At 62.0% G+C, this 19,125-nt stretch carries 22 protein-coding genes; 10 read left to right on the top strand and 12 right to left on the bottom strand.

Annotated features, from left to right (window positions below; genetic code table 11):
• The first annotated feature begins 2 nt into the window (after positions 1–2).
• From HX783_RS22120 to HX783_RS22140, 5 genes are read left to right on the top strand one after another with little or no spacing between them, the layout of a single operon-like run.
• Complete coding sequence (locus tag HX783_RS22120) at positions 3–797, top strand: ABC transporter permease (RefSeq protein WP_053256614.1); 795 nt, start codon at positions 3–5, stop codon at positions 795–797.
• Entirely contained in the window at positions 797–1,087 is a 291-nt protein-coding gene (locus HX783_RS22125) for a (2Fe-2S)-binding protein (RefSeq protein WP_177018235.1), read from the top strand. The genes HX783_RS22120 and HX783_RS22125 overlap by 1 nt, the downstream gene beginning before the upstream one ends.
• Positions 1,084–2,427, top strand: coding sequence for an NAD(P)/FAD-dependent oxidoreductase (locus tag HX783_RS22130; RefSeq protein WP_177018236.1), 1,344 nt, complete (start codon positions 1,084–1,086; stop codon positions 2,425–2,427). The genes HX783_RS22125 and HX783_RS22130 overlap by 4 nt, the downstream gene beginning before the upstream one ends.
• Positions 2,424–3,521 carry an FAD-binding oxidoreductase gene (locus tag HX783_RS22135; protein ID WP_177018237.1) on the top strand — a complete coding sequence of 366 codons (1,098 nt, stop codon included), beginning with the start codon at positions 2,424–2,426 and terminating at the stop codon, positions 3,519–3,521. The genes HX783_RS22130 and HX783_RS22135 overlap by 4 nt, the downstream gene beginning before the upstream one ends.
• A gap of 14 nt (positions 3,522–3,535) precedes the next feature.
• On the top strand, positions 3,536–4,567 hold the full coding sequence (locus tag HX783_RS22140) for an ABC transporter substrate-binding protein (protein ID WP_177018238.1): 1,032 nt from the start codon (positions 3,536–3,538) through the stop codon (positions 4,565–4,567).
• Positions 4,568–5,372: 805 nt separating this feature from the next.
• Here the strand turns inward: HX783_RS22140 and nadE are convergent.
• The 3 genes from nadE to HX783_RS22155 form a co-directional block, all read right to left on the bottom strand.
• Complete coding sequence (nadE, locus tag HX783_RS22145; protein ID WP_177018239.1) at positions 5,373–6,179, bottom strand: ammonia-dependent NAD(+) synthetase; 807 nt, start codon at positions 6,177–6,179, stop codon at positions 5,373–5,375.
• A 75-nt stretch (positions 6,180–6,254) separates the two neighbouring features.
• Positions 6,255–7,493: a nicotinate phosphoribosyltransferase gene (gene pncB / locus HX783_RS22150; RefSeq protein ID WP_177018240.1), complete on the bottom strand. Its 1,239-nt coding sequence runs from the start codon at positions 7,491–7,493 to the stop codon at positions 6,255–6,257.
• 11 nt (positions 7,494–7,504) lie between these two features.
• The gene (locus HX783_RS22155; protein WP_159957374.1) at positions 7,505–8,152 is read right to left on the bottom strand and encodes a nicotinamidase; all 648 of its coding nucleotides are present in this window, start codon (positions 8,150–8,152) and stop codon (positions 7,505–7,507) included.
• Between the two features lie 146 nt (positions 8,153–8,298).
• Between HX783_RS22155 and HX783_RS22160 the strand changes: the two genes are divergently transcribed.
• Positions 8,299–8,991, top strand: coding sequence for an NUDIX hydrolase (locus tag HX783_RS22160; protein WP_177018241.1), 693 nt, complete (start codon positions 8,299–8,301; stop codon positions 8,989–8,991).
• 140 nt (positions 8,992–9,131) lie between these two features.
• Here HX783_RS22160 and HX783_RS22165 read toward each other — a convergent pair whose 3' ends face one another.
• Both HX783_RS22165 and HX783_RS22170 read right to left on the bottom strand, forming a co-directional pair.
• Positions 9,132–9,905 (bottom strand): L-iditol 2-dehydrogenase, encoded by a 774-nt coding sequence (locus tag HX783_RS22165; RefSeq protein WP_177018242.1) that lies wholly within the window; start codon positions 9,903–9,905, stop codon positions 9,132–9,134.
• A 13-nt stretch (positions 9,906–9,918) separates the two neighbouring features.
• A complete protein-coding gene (locus HX783_RS22170) occupies positions 9,919–11,178 on the bottom strand; it encodes a sugar ABC transporter substrate-binding protein (protein WP_371317703.1) in 1,260 nt (419 codons plus the stop codon).
• 261 nt (positions 11,179–11,439) lie between these two features.
• Here HX783_RS22170 and HX783_RS22175 point away from each other — a divergent pair, with 261 nt between their 5' ends.
• From HX783_RS22175 to HX783_RS22185, 3 genes are all read left to right on the top strand, one after another.
• Positions 11,440–12,378, top strand: a complete 939-nt coding sequence (locus tag HX783_RS22175) for an AraC family transcriptional regulator (RefSeq protein WP_177018244.1) — start codon at positions 11,440–11,442, stop codon at positions 12,376–12,378.
• Positions 12,379–12,532: 154 nt separating this feature from the next.
• A complete protein-coding gene (locus HX783_RS22180) occupies positions 12,533–13,480 on the top strand; it encodes a nucleoside-specific channel-forming protein Tsx (protein WP_106579636.1) in 948 nt (315 codons plus the stop codon).
• Positions 13,481–13,494: 14 nt separating this feature from the next.
• Entirely contained in the window at positions 13,495–14,520 is a 1,026-nt protein-coding gene (locus tag HX783_RS22185; protein ID WP_177018245.1) for a purine nucleoside permease, read from the top strand.
• Between the two features lie 123 nt (positions 14,521–14,643).
• Here HX783_RS22185 and HX783_RS22190 read toward each other — a convergent pair whose 3' ends face one another.
• The 4 genes from HX783_RS22190 to HX783_RS22205 all read right to left on the bottom strand — a co-directional run bounded on the left by HX783_RS22190 (position 14,644) and on the right by HX783_RS22205 (position 17,473).
• Positions 14,644–14,979: a DUF6124 family protein gene (locus HX783_RS22190; RefSeq protein WP_159957388.1), complete on the bottom strand. Its 336-nt coding sequence runs from the start codon at positions 14,977–14,979 to the stop codon at positions 14,644–14,646.
• A 476-nt stretch (positions 14,980–15,455) separates the two neighbouring features.
• Entirely contained in the window at positions 15,456–16,415 is a 960-nt protein-coding gene (locus HX783_RS22195) for a zinc-binding alcohol dehydrogenase family protein (protein WP_177018246.1), read from the bottom strand.
• Positions 16,416–16,445: 30 nt separating this feature from the next.
• Positions 16,446–16,619 carry a DUF1427 family protein gene (locus tag HX783_RS22200; protein WP_145166095.1) on the bottom strand — a complete coding sequence of 58 codons (174 nt, stop codon included), beginning with the start codon at positions 16,617–16,619 and terminating at the stop codon, positions 16,446–16,448.
• 89 nt (positions 16,620–16,708) lie between these two features.
• Positions 16,709–17,473, bottom strand: a complete 765-nt coding sequence (locus tag HX783_RS22205) for a helix-turn-helix transcriptional regulator (protein ID WP_159957392.1) — start codon at positions 17,471–17,473, stop codon at positions 16,709–16,711.
• 119 nt (positions 17,474–17,592) lie between these two features.
• Here HX783_RS22205 and HX783_RS22210 point away from each other — a divergent pair, with 119 nt between their 5' ends.
• Positions 17,593–17,865: a hypothetical protein gene (locus HX783_RS22210; protein WP_159957394.1), complete on the top strand. Its 273-nt coding sequence runs from the start codon at positions 17,593–17,595 to the stop codon at positions 17,863–17,865.
• Positions 17,866–17,901: 36 nt separating this feature from the next.
• Here HX783_RS22210 and HX783_RS22215 read toward each other — a convergent pair whose 3' ends face one another.
• From HX783_RS22215 to HX783_RS22225, 3 genes are all read right to left on the bottom strand, one after another.
• Positions 17,902–18,072, bottom strand: coding sequence for a metallothionein (locus tag HX783_RS22215; protein WP_177018247.1), 171 nt, complete (start codon positions 18,070–18,072; stop codon positions 17,902–17,904).
• A gap of 88 nt (positions 18,073–18,160) precedes the next feature.
• The gene (locus tag HX783_RS22220; protein ID WP_177018248.1) at positions 18,161–18,616 is read right to left on the bottom strand and encodes a DMT family transporter; all 456 of its coding nucleotides are present in this window, start codon (positions 18,614–18,616) and stop codon (positions 18,161–18,163) included.
• Between the two features lie 4 nt (positions 18,617–18,620).
• Complete coding sequence (locus HX783_RS22225) at positions 18,621–19,109, bottom strand: DMT family transporter (protein WP_177018249.1); 489 nt, start codon at positions 19,107–19,109, stop codon at positions 18,621–18,623.
• Positions 19,110–19,125: the final 16 nt, after the last annotated feature.

A 19,125-nucleotide genomic window follows, 5' to 3' on the forward strand; every position in this document is an offset into this window, starting at 1 on the left:
GCATGTCCAGAAACGGTCCTTTGGCCCTCGGCTTTCACGGCCTGGTGGTGCTGTTCATGATGGCGCCGCTGGTGGTGGTGTGCCTGGTGGCCTTCACCCCGGAAAACACCTTGAGCCTGCCCACCTCGGGCTTCTCGCTGCGCTGGTTTCGCGCGGTGTTCGAGCGTGCCGACTTTATTCAGGCGTTCTATAACAGCCTGATCCTGGCGTTTACCGCCGCCACGTTGGCCACGCTGATCGCAGTACCGGCAGCCCTGGCGATCAGCCGTTATCAGTTCCCGGGGCGCAACTTTTTCAGTGCGTTGTTCCTCTCGCCAATCATCATTCCGCACCTGGTGCTGGGCGTGGCGATGCTGCGTTTGTTTGCGCTGATGGGCGTGAATGGCAGCTTCACCTGGCTGATGCTCGCCCACGTGGTGATCATCACCCCGTACGTGCTGCGCCTGGTGCTGGCAGCGGCGATTGGCATTGACCGCAGTGCCGAGCAGGCGGCGGAGTCGCTGGGAGCCAGCCGCTTTACGCTGTTTCGCCAGATTACCTTGCCGATGATTTTGCCCGGCGTGGCCGGCGGCTGGTTGCTGGCGTTCATCAACAGTTTCGATGAGGTGACGCTGTCGATTTTCGTCAGCTCGCCGGCCACGCAAACCCTGCCGGTGCGCATGTACGTGTACGCCACCGAGTCCATCGACCCGATGATGGCGGCGGTGTCGGCGCTGGTGATTGCGCTGACCGCAGCGACGATGATTCTGCTCGACCGGGTCTACGGCCTGGACCGCGTGCTGGTGGGGAAACATTGATGGCGCTGTTCAAACGATTGGCCGAAACCCAGCGCCCGGCGGTGGCCTTCACCCTGGACGGGCAACCGGCCACGGGCTTGCTTGGCGACACGTTGCTGACCGCCGTGCTGACCTGCGCCGAGCACCTGCGCGGCAGCGATTTCAGCGCCGAACGCCGTGCCGGTTTCTGCCTGATGGGCGCCTGCCAGGATTGCTGGGTGCGCCTGGCAGATGGGCGCCGCGTGCGCGCCTGTTCGACGTTATTGGAAGAAGGCCAGGCGATCAGCCGTGATCCGGGGCGCCAAGCATGAAGCCGATTGTGATTGTGGGCGCAGGCCCGGCCGGCATCAGCGCGGCGCGCACCCTGCTCGACCATGGCATCAAGCCTTGCCTGGTGGATGAAAGCCTGCGTGGCGGCGGGCAGATTTATCGGCGCCAGCCGGCCAATTTCCAGCGCTCGGCCAAGCAACTCTATGGTTTTGAAGCCAGCAAGGCCGAGGCCGTGCACCGCACGCTGGATGAGCTGGCGCCATTGATCGACTACCGCCCGCAAACCCTGGTGTGGAACGCCGAGGACGGGCGCCTGGACATGCTCAACGACGGCCGTGCCGAGAGCCTCGAGTACGCGCAACTTATCGTCGCCACCGGCGCCACCGACCGCATTCTGCCGGTGCCCGGCTGGACCTTGCCCGGCGTCTACAGCCTGGGCGCGGCGCAGATCGCCTTGAAGTATCAAGGCTGCGCCATCGGTGAGCGCGTGGCGTTTTGCGGCAGCGGGCCGTTGCTGTACCTGGTGGCGTATCAATACGCCAAGGCTGGGGCCAAGGTGGTCGCGGTGCTCGACAGCGCACCGTTCAGCGCGCAATGCCGCGCCTTGCCGGCGCTGCTCGGGCAACCGGCGACGTTGGCCAAAGGTGTGTATTACCGCGCCTGGCTCACGGCCCATGGCATCCCCGTGCATCAGGACGCGACGCTCACGCAGATCGACGGTGAGCAACGCGTCAAAGGTATTCGCTGGGGCAAGCACACCTTGGACTGCGATGCCGTGGCCTTCGCCCATGCCTTGCGCAGCGAGACGCAACTGGCGGATTTGCTTGGCTGTGAGTTTGCCTGGAACAGCTTGAACCGCGCCTGGCTGCCGCAACGCGACAGCGCCGGGCGCAGCAGCATCAACGGCGTGTACCTGGCAGGCGATGGCGCCGGAATCATGGGCGCCGATGCCGCGCAAATGGCCGGTGAACGCGCGGCGTTGGCGGTATTGCAAGACGCGGGCATTGCCATTGATCAGCGCCGCGCCGCCGTCCTTGAGCAGCAATTGGCGAGCATTCAGCGCTTTCGCCATGGCCTGGAAACCGCCTTCCCCTTCCCCGAACACTGGGCCGCGCAGGCGCCGGATGCGCTGATCCTGTGTCGCTGCGAGGAAGTCAGCGTCGGCGATGTACGCGCCGTGGTGGATGAAGGCCACTGGGAAATCAATCGGGTCAAAGCCCATTGCCGCGTCGGCATGGGCCGTTGTCAGGGGCGCATGTGCGGGTTGGCGGCGGCGGAAATTGTCGCTGAGCGCAGTGGCCGTGAAGTTGAAAACGTCGGGCGCCTGCGCGGCCAGGCGCCGATCAAGCCGCTGCCGTTTGGCGTGGAGGTGCAGCCATGATTGACGTGATCGTATTGGGCGGCGGCATCGTCGGCGCGTCGGCGGCGTTGATGTTGGCGCACAAAGGTCAGCGCGTGGCATTGGTAGAGCGCGACTTTTGCGGCTCGCATTCCAGCGGTGTGAACTACGGCGGCGTGCGCCGTCAGGGTCGGCCCTTGCATCAATTGCCGTTGTCGCAGCGCGCTCACCAGCTGTGGGCGGACCTGCCGGGGTTGATCGGCATTGACGGCGAGTACGTGCGCTCCGGGCATTTGAAATTGGCGCGCAGCCATGGGGATTTTGCCGCGCTGCAAACCTATGCCGAGCACACCCGAGGCTTTGGGCTGGGCTTGCAGTTGCTGGATCACGCCGAGCTGCGCGCGCGGTTCCCGTGGGTCGGCGATATCGCAGTCGGCGCTTCACTGTGCCCTGAAGACGGGCACGCCAACCCACGCCTGGTGTCGCCGGCCTTTGCCCGCGCCGCGCAGCGTCATGGCGCCGATATCTACGAGCAAGCCGAAGTGATTCGAATCGAACACGACGGCCAGCAGTTCCAGGTGTATTGCGCCAACGGCCTGCACCTGCAGGCGCCATGGCTGCTCAACTGTGCCGGCGCGTGGGCCGGCAGCGTTGCCGCGCAATTTGGCGAACCGGTGCCGATCACCTCGGCGCACCCGGCGATGCTGGTCACCGAGCCACTGCCGGTGGTGATGAACGTGAGCACCGGTGTTGAAGGCGGCGGGATTTACGCGCGCCAGGTCGCCCGTGGCAATTGCATCCTCGGCGGCGGCCGTGGCTTTGCGCTGGGCCCGCTGACGGCGCGTCCGGGGCAGGCGGCGGTGCTGGAGATTTTGCGCAACGCCGGCGAGTTGTACCCGTTTCTCAAGGGTGCCCAGGCGATACGTACCTGGAGCGGCACCGAAGGTTACCTACCCGATCATGAACCGGTGATCGGCCCCAGCAGCACCCAACCTGGCCTGCTCCACGGTTTCGGCTTTGCCGGCGCCGGGTTCCAGCTCGGCCCGGCGGTCGGTGAAGCCCTGGCAGAGCTCGTCTGCAGCGGGGCCAGCCGCCAACCCATCGAAGCGTTTTCCATCCGTCGTTTCCAAGCCTGAGAGGAAAAACACCCATGCACACACGTATCGCGCTGTCCTGCTTGACCCTCGCGTTGCTCGCAACCACAGCGCATGCCGCGCCCACGCTGTACCTGGGCATGAACGGCGGCACCATGGAGCGGGTGTACGCCGACAAGGTGCTGCCCGCGTTCGAGAAGGCCAATAACGTCAAGGTGGTGATCGTGCCCGGCACCTCGTCGGACATTCTCGCCAAGGTCCAGGCCAACAAAGACAACCCGCAAATGCACGTGATGTTCCTCGACGACGGCATCATGTACCGCGCTATTTCCATGGGCCTGTGCGACAAACTCACGCCGAGCGCGCCATTGGAGCAGATTCCGGCCAAGGCCAGGATCAAGGACGAAGCCGTGGCCGTGACCCTCGGCGTCACCGGCCTGGGCTACAACGCCAAGATGTTCAAGGAGAAAGGCTGGGCGGCGCCCACCTCGTGGATGGACCTGGCCGACCCGCGTTTCAAAGACAAGGTGGTGTTCCAGTCCCTGGCCTCCTCGACCTTCGGCCTGCACGGCTTCTTGATGTTCAACCGCATCCAGGGCGGCTCCGAAACAAACGTGGAGCCGGGCTTCAAGGCCTGGCCAAAAACCATCGGCCCCAACGTGCTGGAATACATCGCCAGCTCGGCGAAGATCTCCGAGATGGTGCAAACCGACGAAGCCGCGATCTTCCCGCTGACCCCGACCCAGGTCACCACGCAGAAACTGCTCGGCATCCCGATGGAATATGCGCAACCAAAGGAAGGCGCGGTGGTGCTGAACGTGGCCGAGTGCGTGATCGCGCGTAATGACCAGCCGGAACTGGCGCAGAAACTCGCAGCCTTCTTGCTGACCGCCGAAGCCCAGGCGCCGGCGTTGGAAGAAGGCGACCAGATTCCGTCCAACCCGACCACACCGACCACTGATAAAACCCGCGCGCGGGTGGAGGCCATGCAGGGTTACCTGCAGACGGCGATTTCGATTGATTGGGACCAGGTGAATCAGGCACGGCCGGAATGGAATGCGCGCTGGAGCCGCTCGATCGAGCGCTGATGATCGTTCCCACACTCTGCGTGGGAACGCCGCCTGGGACGCTCTGCGTCCCATCACACGAGTGACGCGGAGCGTCACGGAATGCATTCCCACGCGGAGCGTGGGGACGATCACTTGGGACCAGGTCAGTCAGGCCTGATGATCGTTCCCACGCTCTGCGTGGGAACGCCGCCTGGGACGCTCCGCGTCCCATCACACGAGTGACGCAGAGCGTCACGGGATGCATTCCCACGCGGAGCGTGGGGACGATCACTTGGGAGCAAGTCAGTCAGGTCTGATGATCGTTCCCACGCTCTGCGTGGGAACGCCGCCCGGGACGCTCTGCGTCCCATCACACGAGTGACGCGGAGCGTCACGGGATGCATTCCCACGCGGAGCGTGGGGACGATCACTTGGGACCAGGTCAGTCAGGCCTGATGATCGTTCCCACGCTCTGCGTGGGAACGCCGCCTGGGACGCTCTGCGTCCCATCACACGAGTGACGCAGAGCGTCACGGGATGCATTCCCACGCGGAGCGTGGGGACGATCACGTGGGACCAAGTCAGTCAGGCCTGATTATCGTTCCCACGCTCTGCGTGGGAACGCCGCCTGGGACGCTCTGCGTCCCATCACCAGAGTGACGCAGAGCGTCACGGGATGCATTCCCACGCGGAGCGTGGGGACGATCACGTGGGACCAGGTCAGTCAGGCCTGATGATCGTTCCCACGCTCTGCGTGGGAACGCCGCCTGGGACGCTCCGCGTCCCATCACACGAGTGACGCAGAGCGTCACGGGATGCATTCCCACGCGGAGCGTGGGAACGATCAGGGGGTAATCGGCAGCGCGCGTTTGTGCGCGGTCTTGCTGTAGGCGCCTTCCACAATCGCCCTCACCCGCTCACTCACCGGCTCGCCCATCAAGTAGGCATCAATCTCGGCATAGGTGCAGGTGTAGGCATGCTCGTCCAGCTTGCCCGGGACCAAGTCTTCCAGGTCGGCGGTCGGCGGTTTGTGTACCAGGTTGGCCGGTGCGCCCAGCGATGCAGCCAACAGGCGCACCTGGGTCTTGGTCAGGCCCGACAGCGGTGCCAGGTCGCAGGCGCCGTCGCCGAACTTGGTGAAAAAACCCATCAACGCTTCAGCGCCATGGTCGGTGCCGACCACCAAACCGTTGTGCAGGTTGGCCACGGCGTATTGCGCGATCATCCGCGTGCGTGCCTTGACGTTGCCCTTGGTGAAATCGACATGGGCGGCGCTGGCTTCGGTGGCGGTGAGGCTGGCCATCAGGCCGTCGACGCTGGCGGCGATGTTCAGGGTGTCGATATGGTCCGGGGCGATAAAATCCAGCGAGGCCTGGGCGTCGCTTTCATCGGCCTGAGTCTTGTACGGCAGGCGCATGGCGATAAACCGCGCAGGGTAGCCTTCGCCACGCAACTGCTCCACGGCCAACTGGCACAAGCGGCCCGCCGTCAGGGAGTCGACACCGCCGCTGATGCCCAGCACCAAAGCCTTGCAACCGGAGTTGCGCAAGGTGGTCTTGATGAAGTCGATACGCCGTTGAATCTCCTGCGGCTCGCCGCCCTTGACCAGCTTACGGTTGATATTCAGTTCCTGCGCGATACGTTCCTGCATGTCACACCTCTTTGTGGTCTGCATTGACCTGTGGGAGCGGGCTTGCCCGCGAAGACGGCGTGTCAGTCAACCCATTCAATACTGACCCACCGCTTTCGGGAGCAAGCCCCCTCCCACAGAAAACACCTTCGCCGCGTACTGCAAAAACGAGGCGTCTTCGCAGACGTTCTTGATCGGGTCATCGGAAAACTTCACCACCGGCTCGCCGTGTACGCGCACCAGCTTCATGACGATACTCAGCGGCTCCACACCCTCGACATCGCAGGCCAAGCTGGTGCCCATGCCAAAGCCGAACCTGGCCTTGCCACGGATGTGCCGCAGGATCGGCAGGCATTTTTCGAAGTTAAGGCCGTCGGAGAACATCAGGTCCTTGGTCATCGGGTCGATGCCCAGCTGTTTGTAGCGGGCCAGGACTTTGTCGGCCCAGGCGATAGGGTCACCGGAGTCCTGACGCAGGCCGTCGTAGAGCTTGGCGAAGTACAGGTCGAAATCCTTGAGGAAAAAATCGGTGCTGATGCAGTCGGTCAAGGCGATGCCGAGGCGGCCACGGTATTCGCGCACCCAGTTTTCCAACGCCGCATTTTGGCTTTCGCGCAGGCGCCCCAGTTGCTGGTGCACCATCAGCCATTGGTGGGCCATGGTGCCGATCAGTGGCAGGTCGAATTCGTAGGCCAAGTGGGCGTTGCTGGTGCCGATGAATTGGCCGGGGAAGTCGCGGCGCATGATGTCCACCACTTCACGCTGGGCCTTGAACGACAGGCGCCGGCGCGTGGAGAAGTCAGAGACGCGCAGGTCGGCCAGCTCGTCGCGGCTGAGGTTTTTCTCCAGCCAGTCGAACTTCTGGTAGAGCTTGCGGGTGACGTCTTCGAGGGTCACGTCGGGGTATTTGTCGCGGTTGCGCAGCTCACTGACCAGCGCCAGCACCGGCTGCTCGAACATGATGCAGTGCAGCATCGGCCCGACCACGCGGATGTTCAGTTGGCCGTCGACCTCGCTGACATGGATGTAGCGCAGGTTGAAGCGGAACAGGCCGAGAAAGCGCTCGTAATCCGGGGTCAGGTATTCGCGAAAGCGTGGGTTGAACAGAAAGCGCAACTCGCCTTCGCGCATGTGCAGGCTGGCGAGTTTTTCCAGTTCGTCGCGCAACTGCGGGATCAAGTGGCCGAGTTTTTCCTTGGAGCGGACGATGAAGTTGTATTCGACGTCGACATTCGGGTGCTGGTGCAACACGGCCTGCATCATGGTGAAGGTGTAGTAGTCGGTGTCGAGCAGGCCCTGAATCACCGGGGACTCGTAGTCGTAGGCACTTTCCATGGTGTTTCTCCTTAACGCGTGGCCATCGCGGCCAGTTCTTCGCGGGTGCTGCTGATGACAGCACCGGCCTTGAGCAACTCATTCACCGCCTGTACGCCGCCCTCTTCGCTGATCCCTCGGCAGGCCGGCAAGTGCAGGACCACCTCCAGGCCAGCCTTGAGCAGTTGCAACGCGGTGGTCTTGACGCAGTAGTCCAGGGCCAGGCCACCGACGATCACACGGCGCACGCCTTGGGCTTTCAAATACTCGATGACGCCAGTCGACAGTTTGTCGTGCAGGTCGTGGTAGCAGGCACCGTAGGGGTGCAGGTCGGGTTCGACGCCTTTCCAGATGAAGTAGTCGTAGTCATACGGCGTGGGCAATTCGTCCAGCAAGGTAAACCCTTCCGTGCCCGGCACGCAGTGGCTGACCCAGGTGACATCGGCGTGGGCAAGGCCAGTGGGTTGCAGCATTTCGCTGTGCTGCGTGACCACCCACGGGGCATGCGGGGTGTGCGCGTCTTTGCTGCCGACGCGATGCCCGGCCAGGCTGGCCATGTAGTTGAGTTCGGCACCGATCTGATCACCGCCCGCCACCGGCAACTCGTTGGGGCACAGGGGCGTGAAGCTCTTCTGGGCGTCGACGTCGAATGAAGCAATGGCAGTTTTCGAGAGGGTCATGACGGTTCTCCTGTGGCCTGGAAACAGAAGTACACGTCATGTACTTTCATTGCAAGAAACATTTAGTTATCTATGCTGGAGCCAGTACATGACATATCTGTTCGATCCGTTAGACTGTGCGCCACCGCTGTTCAGAAGGATGTCACATGCCACTTAGCGCCTACCTCCACACCGTCGACCTGTGCGTGCTGTTCTATTGCCGCGCCTCCGGTGAATTGAAGCTGCTGCTGAACAAGCGCGAAGCCGAGCCCTTCGCCGGGCATTGGGCGTTACCGGGCGTGGTGGTGAACGGCGGCGTGCAAGATCTGAGCCTCAAGGATGCGGTGGAGCGTTTGCGGGCCAGTGACAAGGTCGGTTTTGAGCTGGCGTGGAGTGAGCAGGTCGGCACCGTGGGTGATGCGTTTCGCGACCCACGCTGCTGGTCGTCGTCCACGTACTACCTGGCGATTGTGGCGCAAGCGCCGGCGCTGGCTGAGCATCAAGGCTGGTTTGCGCTGAACGCCGTGGCCGATGGCGATATCAAGTTGCCGTTCGATCACAACCTGATTGTCGCTGCGGTGCAGGAGCGGCTGTTGTCCAAGTCGCTGTACAGCAATGTGCCGCTGATGTTTCTGGGCGATGAATTCAGCGCGCCGGAAGCCACCACGATCTTTTCCCTGGTGCTGGCACGGCCGGTGTTGAAGACCAGTATTCGTCAGCGCTTGTTGAAGCTGACTGAGGCGGGGTATTTGCGTGAGACGGGGCGCAAGAAGCAAGGCGACGGCGGCCGGCCCCAGGCGACGGTGGAGAACCTGAAGCCGGGGGAAGTGTATTTTTTTGATCGCAGTTTTGCTGACTGACTCGGTATTTACCAACAATGAAGATCCCATGTGGGAGCGGGCTTGCTCGCGAATGCGGTGGGTCAGCCAATACATCCGGTGACTGACACACTGCTTTCGCGAGCAAGCCCGCTCCCACATTTTTTGATCTGTGTAGGGCCTTAGCTCATCCAGTTGCCGCCATCGACGTTATAGGTTTGGGCGACTACATAGTCGGCCTCTTTGGAAGCCAGGAAGACAGCCATCCCGGTCAAATCCTCCGCCGTGCCCATCCGCCCAAAAGGCACCTCCGCCCCCACCCGCTTCTTCTTCTCACCCGGCGCCAAGCCTTCATGCTTGGCAAACAGCGCATCCACGCCATCCCAATGCTCGCCGTCCACCACGCCGGGGGCGATGGCGTTGACGTTGATGCCTTGCTGGATCAGGTTCAGCCCCGCCGATTGCGTGAGGCTGATCACCGCAGCCTTGGTCGCGCAATAGATCGCCACCAACGGTTCGCCCCGCCGCCCGGCCTGGCTGGCCATGTTGATGATCTTGCCGCCGTGGCCCTGGCTGATCATCTGCCGGGCCGCGGCCTGCAGGGTGAACAGCGTGCCGGCGACGTTGATCGAGAACAGCCGTTCATAGCTGTCGCGAGTGATGTCGACAATCGGCGCCAGGTCGAACAGCGCAGCGTTGTTGATCAGGATGTCGAGCTTGCCGGCATGGCTTACCACGGCGGCAATCGCGGCGTCGATGGAGGCTTGGTCGGTGACGTCCATTGCGACGGCATACGCCTGCGGGCCCAGCTCAGCCGCTGTTTCCTCGGCGCGTTGCAGGTTGATGTCGGCGATGGCAACGGTTGCGCCCTCGGCGATATAGGCCTGGGCAAAGGCGCGGCCGATGCCGCGCGCCGATCCGGTGATCAGCGCGCTTTTACCTTCGAGTCGTTTCATGCAGAAGTCCTGTTTATTTGGGATAGCCGGCGCGTTTCATCTCGCGCTCGGTGGTGGACTGAGCTTCCAGCAACGCCTGGTCAACCGTCATGCCGCCGGTGAGCGCCGCCGAGAACAGCTTGCCGACCGAGGTGCCGATAGCCTGGAATTCCGGGATGGTCACGTACTGGATGCCCACGTACGGCACCGGTTTGGCCGAGGGGTGCGCAGGGTCGGCGTGCTTCATCATCTCCAGCGTCACCTGGGCAAACGGCGCGGCTTTCAGGTAGGCCTCGTTGTAGGTGGACTGGCGGGTGCCTGGCGGTACGTTGGTGATGCCTTCTTTATCGGCGACCAACTGGATGTAGTCCTTGGAGGTTGCCCAGGTGATGAACGCCTTGGCAGCGTCTTTGTGCTTGGAGGTCGCCGGAATCGCCAGGGACCAGGCGTAAAGCCAGGAAGAGCCTTTGTCGGTGACTTCAGTTGGGGCGGCGGCAAAACCTACGTCGTCGGCGACCTTGCTCTGGCTTTTGTCGGTGGTGAAAGAGCCGGCGACGCTGGCGTCGACCCAGATCGCGCATTTGCCGCTGTTGAACAGCGCCAGGGTTTCATTGAAGCCATTGCTGGAAACGCCGGGCGGGCCGTAGTTTTTCAGGGTGTTGACGTAATAGTTGGCCGCCGCCGTCCACTCGGGGCTGGTCAATTCCGGCTTCCACTGCTCGTCGAACCAGCGCGCGCCGAAGGCGTTGGCCATGGTGCTCAGCAGCGCGATGTTCTCGCCCCAGCCGGCCTTGCCGCGCAGGCACATACCGTATTGGTCTTTGTCTTTTACCGTGAGCTTGGCGGCGAACTCTCCGAGCTGGGTCCAGGTCGGGTGCGCGGGCATGCTCAAGCCGGCCTGTTTGAACAGGTCGGTGCGGTAGTAGGTCACGGTGCTTTCGCCGTAGAACGGCAAGGCGTACAGGGTGTTGTTGACCGACAGGCCCTGGCGCACTGCCGGGAAAATATCCTCGGCGTCGTAGTCGGCGGGCAGTTGGGTCAGGGGTTCGAGCCAGTGCTTGGCGCCCCATAACGGCGTCTCGTAGGTGCCGATGGTCAGCACGTCGAACTGGCCACCCTGGGTGGCGATATCGGTGGTGAGACGCTGGCGCAGCACGTTTTCTTCCAGCACCACCCAGTTGAGCTTGATGTCCGGGTGCTGCTGCTCAAAGACCTTGGACAGGCGCTGCATGCGGATCATGTCGCTGTTGTTGACGGTGGCGATGGTGACGGTATCGGCGGCGTAGCTGGGCATGGCCAAGGCCAGGCCGGACAGCAGAAATAGCGCTTGCGGGAGCTTGAACATGGCGGTTTCCACCTGTTGTTTTTGTTGTTGAGCGCTGATTACAGCAGCTTGGCCCGGCACTCACAAACGCGTGGCGAATGCTCGGCTGATACTTTTTTAACCTGGGCGTGCGGATCAAAAAAGTATCAGTACCAGGCGAAACCGGGGGTAGCGCGCCCGTTGCCAACCGGCGTATTTTGCAGTGATTCCATAAGTAAAAGAGGCATCAGCATGCCCCTCAACCGCGCCAAGCTGTTCGAGCATCGCCCTGCCGAACTTGAAGTCATCCTGCCCGAGCCGGACCAGTGTTTTCGCTGGTTCGAACATGACTACCCGTATGACCTGGCGCGCTGGAACCACCACCCCGAGTTCGAAATCCACCTGATCCGCCAAGGCAGCGGCAAGCTGGTGGCGGGCGACTATATCGGCGCGTTCAGTGCCGGGCATGTCGCGCTGATCGGCCCGGATTTGCCCCACGACTGGATCGGCGACCTGGCCCCCGGTGAATACCTGACCGGCCGCGACGTGGTGCTGCAATTTGACGGCGCCGCCCTCCTCGCCCTGCGCAACACCCTGCCGGAACTCGGCGACTTGCAGCCGCTGTTCGAACTTGCCCGGCGCGGCCTGCAGTTCAGCGGCGACACCGCCGTGCACGCCGCGCGCTTGATGGAAGACATCGGCAACGCCCACGGCCTGCAACGGCTGATCCTGTTCCTGCAACTGCTCAACACCTTGAAAAGCGCCCCGGCAACCCACGTGCAGGCGCTGGCCAGCCCCTGCTACGCGCCCACCCTGGATGCGCGAAGTGCCGAGCGCATCAACAAAGCCTTTGATTACCTGATGACCGAGCTGACCGGCGACGTGCGCCTGTCGGTCATCGCCCAACAGCTGGAGATGAGCGAACCGGGCTTTTCGCGCTTCTTCAAGCGCAACACCGGCCACGGCTTTATCGACCTGATGCGCAAGTTCCGCGTACAGCGCGCCTGCCGGCTATTGCTGCAAAGCGACATGTCGGTGGCGGACATCTGCTTTGAAGTGGGCTACGCCAACCTGTCCAACTTCAACCGGCATTTTCGCATCGAAATGAACCAGACACCGAGCGAGTATCGGCGCGAAACGGCGATGCATTTGTTTAACCGCATCGAGAAAATGACACCCAGTCATTTTTGATCAAAAGGTCGATTAATTTCGCTTTTTTCCCTTTTATTCAAGCCATTGAGCAAAGTTGGTACAGCCTATGCAAACGTTTGCGGAACGAACTTGGTCGGCAAGTTCTCCTTAACCCGAGAAATCGGGTCTAACCGCGTACGAATAGGGATTTTCAATGCACCCCACCTCAAGGCGTCCTGCTTCCTTTGGCGTTTCCTTGCTACTGGCCGCCGTTACGGGAGTACTCAGCGCACCCATTTTGGCGCAGGAAAAACCCGCCGATGACTCAGCACAGGGCGAAACCCTGGCCCCGGAAGCCAGCCCGACGAAAAAAGGCGCGTACCTGTCGGAATGGTTTAACCAGGACCTGACCCTGATCGGCAGCAAAGACATCAGCTTCGGCCCCAAGCCGCAAGATGACGTGTACCTGGAATACGAGTACTTCGGCCGTAAAGGCCCGTTCGAGTTGTACGGTTATATCGACGTGCCGAAGATTCTCGGCATCGGTAACAGTAATGACAAAGGCGCGTGGGACCATGGCTCGCCGGTGTTCATGGAGCACGAGCCGCGCATCTCCATCGACTACCTGGCGGGGCGCAGCCTGGCCATCGGGCCGTTCAAGGAATGGTATGTAGCGTTTGACTGGATCTACGACCACGGCAGCAACAAGTCGAACCGTGCCAACACCCTGTACAGCGGCTTGGGCACCGACATCGACACGCACTCGCGGGTCAACCTGTCGGCCAACTTCTATGGGCGCTACCAGTGGGAAAACTATGGCGCGAGCAATGAATACCAGTGGGATGGCTACCGCGCGCAAATGAAGTACATCGTGCCCATCAGCAAGTTCGACAACGGCGCGTCGCTGACCTACATCGGCTTCACCAACTACGATTTCGGCTCGGACCTGCACAAGGACAACCCGGCACGCACCGCCAATTCCGTGGTGGCCACCAACGTGCTGCTGTACTCGTTCACTCACCTGCGCTTCACCCTGGTCGGCCGTTACTTTCACAACGGCGGCAACTGGGAAGACGGCAGCGAGCTGAACTTTGGCGAAGGCAACTTCCGCGCCCGCTCGGACGGCTGGGGTTATTACGCCGGTGTCGGCTACCAATTCTGATCAAGGAGTATTAGATGAAAGCATTTACCCGTCTCTCGCTGGCCGTTGGCTTGGCACTGCTGCCTCACGTGGCGCTGGCGGACACTGCGCCGATCAAGCCCAAAGTGATGCTGATCACCATGTTCGCCCCCGAGGCGCAAACCTGGATCGATCGCCTGGAACTCAAGCAGGAAGTACGCGTACCGGGCCTTTCCGCCGAGTACCCGGTGATTCGCTGCAACACCCAGGACGTGTGCCTGCTGGTCACCGGCATGGGCCAGACCAACGCCGCCGCGTCCACGCTGGCGTTGGCCTTGTCGCCCAAATTCGACCTGCGCCAGAGCTATTTCCTGATCGCTGGGATTGCCGGCATCAGCCCTAAACACGGCACCATCGGCACCGCCGCCTGGGCACATTACCTGGTGGAGTTCGGCACCCAATGGGAGCTGGATTCGCGCGATGCGCCTAAAGACTGGCCGACCGGCTACATCGGCATCAACACCAAAGGCCCCAACGAAAAACCGCCGCTGGATTACAAGACCGAAGTGTTTGAGCTCAACCCCAAGCTGCAAGCCAAGGCGTTCGCCCTGTCGCACAAGGTTGAGCTGACCGAAAGCAAGGAGTCCAGCGCCTGGCGCAAACACTACCCGGCCGCCCCGGCCAACCAGCCGCCGCAGGTCACCCAGTGTGACACCCTGGCGGGCAACACCTGGTTCTCCGGCACGCGCCTGAGCGAACGCGCCGAGGTCTGGACCAAGTTGCTCACCGACAACAAAGGCGAATACTGCACCACCCAGCAGGAAGACAACTCCACCTATGAAGCCCTGCTGCGCGCCAGCCGCGAAGGCTTGGTGGATATCCAGCGCCTGGCCGTGGTGCGTGCCGGGTCCGACTTTGACCGGCCGTACCCTGGCTACAGCGAGGTGGACAACCTGTTGAAATATGCCGACCAAGGCGGGTTTGTGCCGGCGCTGGAGAACCTGTATCGAACCGGCAATCCGCTGGTACAGGCCATCCTCAAGAACTGGTCCGCCTGGGAAAAAGGCGTCCCCGAAGCCTAGTGAAGATCAAAATGTGGGAGCGGGCTTGCTCGCGAAAGCGGTGTTCCAGTCAACCTTTCCGTGACTGACCCACCGCATTCGCGAGCAAGCCCGCTCCCACATTTTTGACCGTGTTAACAATCCTTATGCCGTTGGATGGGCCACATTCAGTGCCTTATCCACCAACAACTGCACCCCTTCCAGCATCCGACAAATGCCCAGCGCGACATTACGTTGCGAGCCCTCGATTTCAAACGCCATATGGTTAGCAATCTCGCTGATGGACGCCAAGTCCTGGGAAGCATTGACCAGTAAGGTTTCCGTGCCCAGGTCGGCACGAACGGTGAAGAGCCCGTCGGTGGGTTCGGGGATGGGTTTTGCGGGGTTGAGGTAGTGGTTGATCGCGCGGTAGGCCACTTCGTGCAGGGTGCTGGTATCGAAGTCTGGTTGGCCTGGGGGGTTTGGGCTGTCTTTGATCATGGTGGAACTCCGTCGACAAGTTAAGCTGCCAACGCTCGCGGTCAAGCGAGTTAAGGTGGCAGCTGTACGCGGGTTGACCGACCGGTTGTCAACGAACCCGGCATACCCAAAGGTATCCCGCGCACAACTGCCGCGACACAATACCTCAGGCATAAAAAAAACGCCTGGGATAGGTACAGGGCGTAGCGTTTCGTTAACAAGGTCGGACGGTCAAATCCGATCGCTGAATGGTCAGCGACGGCAGTGAGGTTAGTCAGCGCCCTTCCGACCGACAACCTGAAACCCTTGTGGGAAACGTCTGATCGAGCGCGCCTCCTGAAGCCCAGTGAAGATCAAATTGTGGGAGCGGGCTTGCTCGCGAATGCGGTGTTCCAGTCAACCTTTCAGTGACTGACCCACCGCTTTCGCGAGCAAGCCCGCTCCCACAGTTTGAGCTCAGTACATCAGGTAAATGTGTGTACTCGGTCAAATGTGATTTAAGGCAGGAAGATGATCTTGTCCCCACTGCCCGTGTTCACTTCCTCGTAGCACTGCACGCCATCCGCCAACGCCACTTCACGCAACCCTGTCGGCAGTGGCAACGTCCCTTCATCAAAGAAGCGCCCAAACTGCTCCAGCATCACCGCGCACTGCTCGCAGTTGTAGAGCAACGAGTTGATCCCCACCACCGAACCGCCTTTGCGATACAACGCCAACGCCGGCAGTTGCACGTGCCCATCCACCGGGGCGGCGATGATTGCAATACGGCCGAACGGCGCCAGACCGGCGACCGCCGCCGGCAACCAGAAACCGGTGGTGTCAAAGATCACATCCGCGCCGCCCTTGAACACGGCGTTAACCTGCGCGCCCAATTCTTCCGGTTTGCCCAGGGTAATCGCGTCAAACCCTTGAGCCTGCAGCGCCTCCGCCTGATCAGCCTTGCGCACCGCTGCCAGCACCTGCGCACCGCGGATTTTCGCCAATGCCAAGGCTGCGCTGCCCACGGCGCCATTGGCACCAATCACCAACAACCGCGTGCCTTTGGCGACACCGCTACGCTCCAGGGCATCCCACGCGGTGGTGTACGGCACGCCAAGGCTGGCGGCCTGGGCGAAGCTCAAGTGGGTTGGTTTATGCGCCACGCCTTTGGCCGACACGGTGAGGTATTGAGCGTGGGAGCCGTCAGCAAAAAAGCCCAGGTCTCGGCCCGTGCCCCACACTTCTTGACCGACCAGTTCCTGCGGCCCCTCGACCACAACCCCGGCGAAATCCCGGCCGGGAATTCGCGGTAATGTGGTGTAGGGAAAACGCCCGAGCACGTTTTTAACGTCGCTGGGGTTCAGGCCGGCGGCTTTGACCTGCACCAGTACTTCACCGGCAGCCGGCACCGGCTTGGCAACGTCAACGAAACTCAGGGCGGCGAGGTCGCCGGTGGCGGAAAATTGCAGTGCGTTCATGGCCAATATCCATTGAAGGGAAACAGGGAATCAGGACAACCAACCGCTGACCCACTCGCGCCCCATGGGCCAGAGTTTCTCGCCGAGCAACATGCCCATCAAACCGACCAGGGCAATGGCAGGTGGCGCGGGTGAACGGAAGTCCAAGGCACCGTAGATCACGCCGACAAACAGGCCGATGGCGAGGGAAATCAGGTAGTTCATAGGGGCGGCGCCTTGTAGGTTGATGGGCTCAGTGTAGTGAGCGCCTGCCTGAAGCATCGGCCAAGTGCTTCAGGATTTCGGCCAAACCCTCAACCCGCGTAGTGCGACGGCGCCACGCCGAGTTCACGGCGGAACATGTCACTGAAGCTGCTCGGCGAATAACCCAAAGACCGCGCAATGCCGCTGACCGACTGGCCCTGGATCAGCTCGGCCACAGCCGTAGCCAGTTGCACCTGGCGGCGCCATTCGGCAAAGCCCATGCCCAGGTGGTTCTGGAACAGCCGCGCCAGGGTGCGCACGCTGGCACCGGCCGCCTCGGCGTGTTGTTCGAACGGGATCTCCAGCGATGGCGCCGCCATCACCGCCTGGCAAGCGTTGACCAAACGGCGGTCGGCGTCGACCGGCATGGCGATGCGGATCTGCGAGCGGCGTGCCCGCTGCAATTCCAACAGGGCCAGGCCGACCACCGCCTCGTAGTAAACCGCCTCGCCGTTATCGCCCTGATCGACCAACGTGACGATCAGCTCGCGCAACAGCCCACCCACTTCAATCACCTGCACCTGGCTGTCCAGCGTCGCCGCCAGGGCCGGGCGCAAGTAGATGTTGCGCATCTGCAGGTCCGAGACCACGCGAATCCCATGCTCCACGCCGGGCGGCAACCACACCGCACGCTGGGGCGGCACAACCAGGGCTTCGCGAGGCGTCTCGACCCACATCACGCCGCTCATGGCGTAGAGCAACTGGCCCCAGTCATGGCTGTGGGGCTCTACGTACAACCCACGCGGGTAGGTGCGCGCCAGGGGTTGTACGGGCACGGCGTGATCACTGAGGTCGGGGGGCGCGGCCAGGGCCATGGGCTCTACGTCATTGAGGGTGAACCGCCATGGTAATGACCGCCGCGCGACAATCCGAGTGAATTTTTACCGCCCACAAGGATCTTTTGCTTACACCATGAAGGCAGGGAGCACTCACGATGGACTTTTCAGCACCGGTCAATGGCAAGGCGCGCATTGACTACACCCAGGACACACTGTTCGGGCCGATGGCCAAGCATGCCGAGTGCCAGGTAAGCGTACAGCGCACGCCGGAGCGCACCGTATTGCGGGTGTTCCAGCCACTGCCGGATGATCTGCACGCGGCGCAAACCGTGGTGTTTGCACTGGAGGGGCGGCGTACCAGCGCGGTAGTGAAAGGCCGCCAGCGCATGGCGGACCACAGCGTCAGATTCGAACTCAAACCCCAATAAAAAGAGGCCGGTAAAACCGGCCTCCCGCTGACACGCTTAACCGTGAGCCGACTTGGCGCACTCACAGCCCGTTGGCGCCACACACGGCTCACCATGGGCATGGTGCTCGGCACAGCCCTGGCAGCAATAGCCCTTACCGTCCTTCATTACCGCGTCGGCGCCCAGTACACATTTGCAGTGTGGGCAGGCACAGGTTTTATCTGGCATGGTCAGACTCCTTTTTCATGGTCGTCCCGGTGCAGCGAACGCGGCACCTTAAGAGATGACTCCCGGCAACGCGCCAAGGTTCAGCCCGTTAATCGGCCTGACGGGTATTGCTGCGGTACATGAACACCAGGGCCAGCGCCAGGCAGAGCATCGCCACGATGCGGCTGCCCGACAGTTCGATGGCCGGGTTGCCGAGCCAGCCGAAGTTGTCGATCAGCATGCCCATGCCCAACTGGCCGACGATCACCGCAACCGTCGCTACCGCCGTACCGACGATGGGCACCGCGCCGACCATCACCATCATGTACACCACGCCGAACAACGCGCCGGTCAATTGCCATTTGGGCACGTCCAGCAGGCTGACGGCCTGGGCGGGCTCGAAGAAGAAAATCAACAGCGCGGTGGTGATTGCGCCGACCGCAAAGGTCAGCAAACTGCTGCGCAACACGCCCACCGCCTGGCCCAGGCGACCGTTGATGGCGGCTTGCACACTCAACACCGCACCGGCGGCAATCACCAGTACTAACAACACAATCAGATTCATCGCCTTACCCTCGTGCAATCAAAACAAGTGCCGCCACAATCAACACCAAGGCGATCCAGCGCTCGCCATTGACGCGCTTGCGCGCCGTGCCGAACCAGCCGAAATGGTCGATCAACACACTCTTGCCGACCTGGCCCGAGAGGATCGCGATCATGGTCATGGCAATGCCGATATGCGGCGTGGCCAGGGTCAGCACCACCACGTACATCGGCCCCAGGAAGCCGCCGATCAACTGCCAGCGCGGCAAGTCGGTCAGCGCCGGGCCTTTTTGCGGGCCGCTGAACAGCAGCAGCAAAAACAGGATTGCCGTGCCGACGCCGAAGATGCTCAAGGTCGCCCATAGATGGCCCACCTGCACACCCAGCGGCCCGAGCAGCCCGGCCTCCACCGACAGGCCCATGCCCGCCAAAATCACCAGCGGCAATAACAGCAGCCGTAGAAGGTTTTTCTTCGGCGTGGCCTGGGCCACACCCTCGATTGAACGAGCCTGCATACATCACCTGCGTTTC

The sequence above is a fragment of the Pseudomonas sp. D2002 genome (genome assembly GCF_013385735.1).
Classification (GTDB): domain Bacteria; phylum Pseudomonadota; class Gammaproteobacteria; order Pseudomonadales; family Pseudomonadaceae; genus Aquipseudomonas.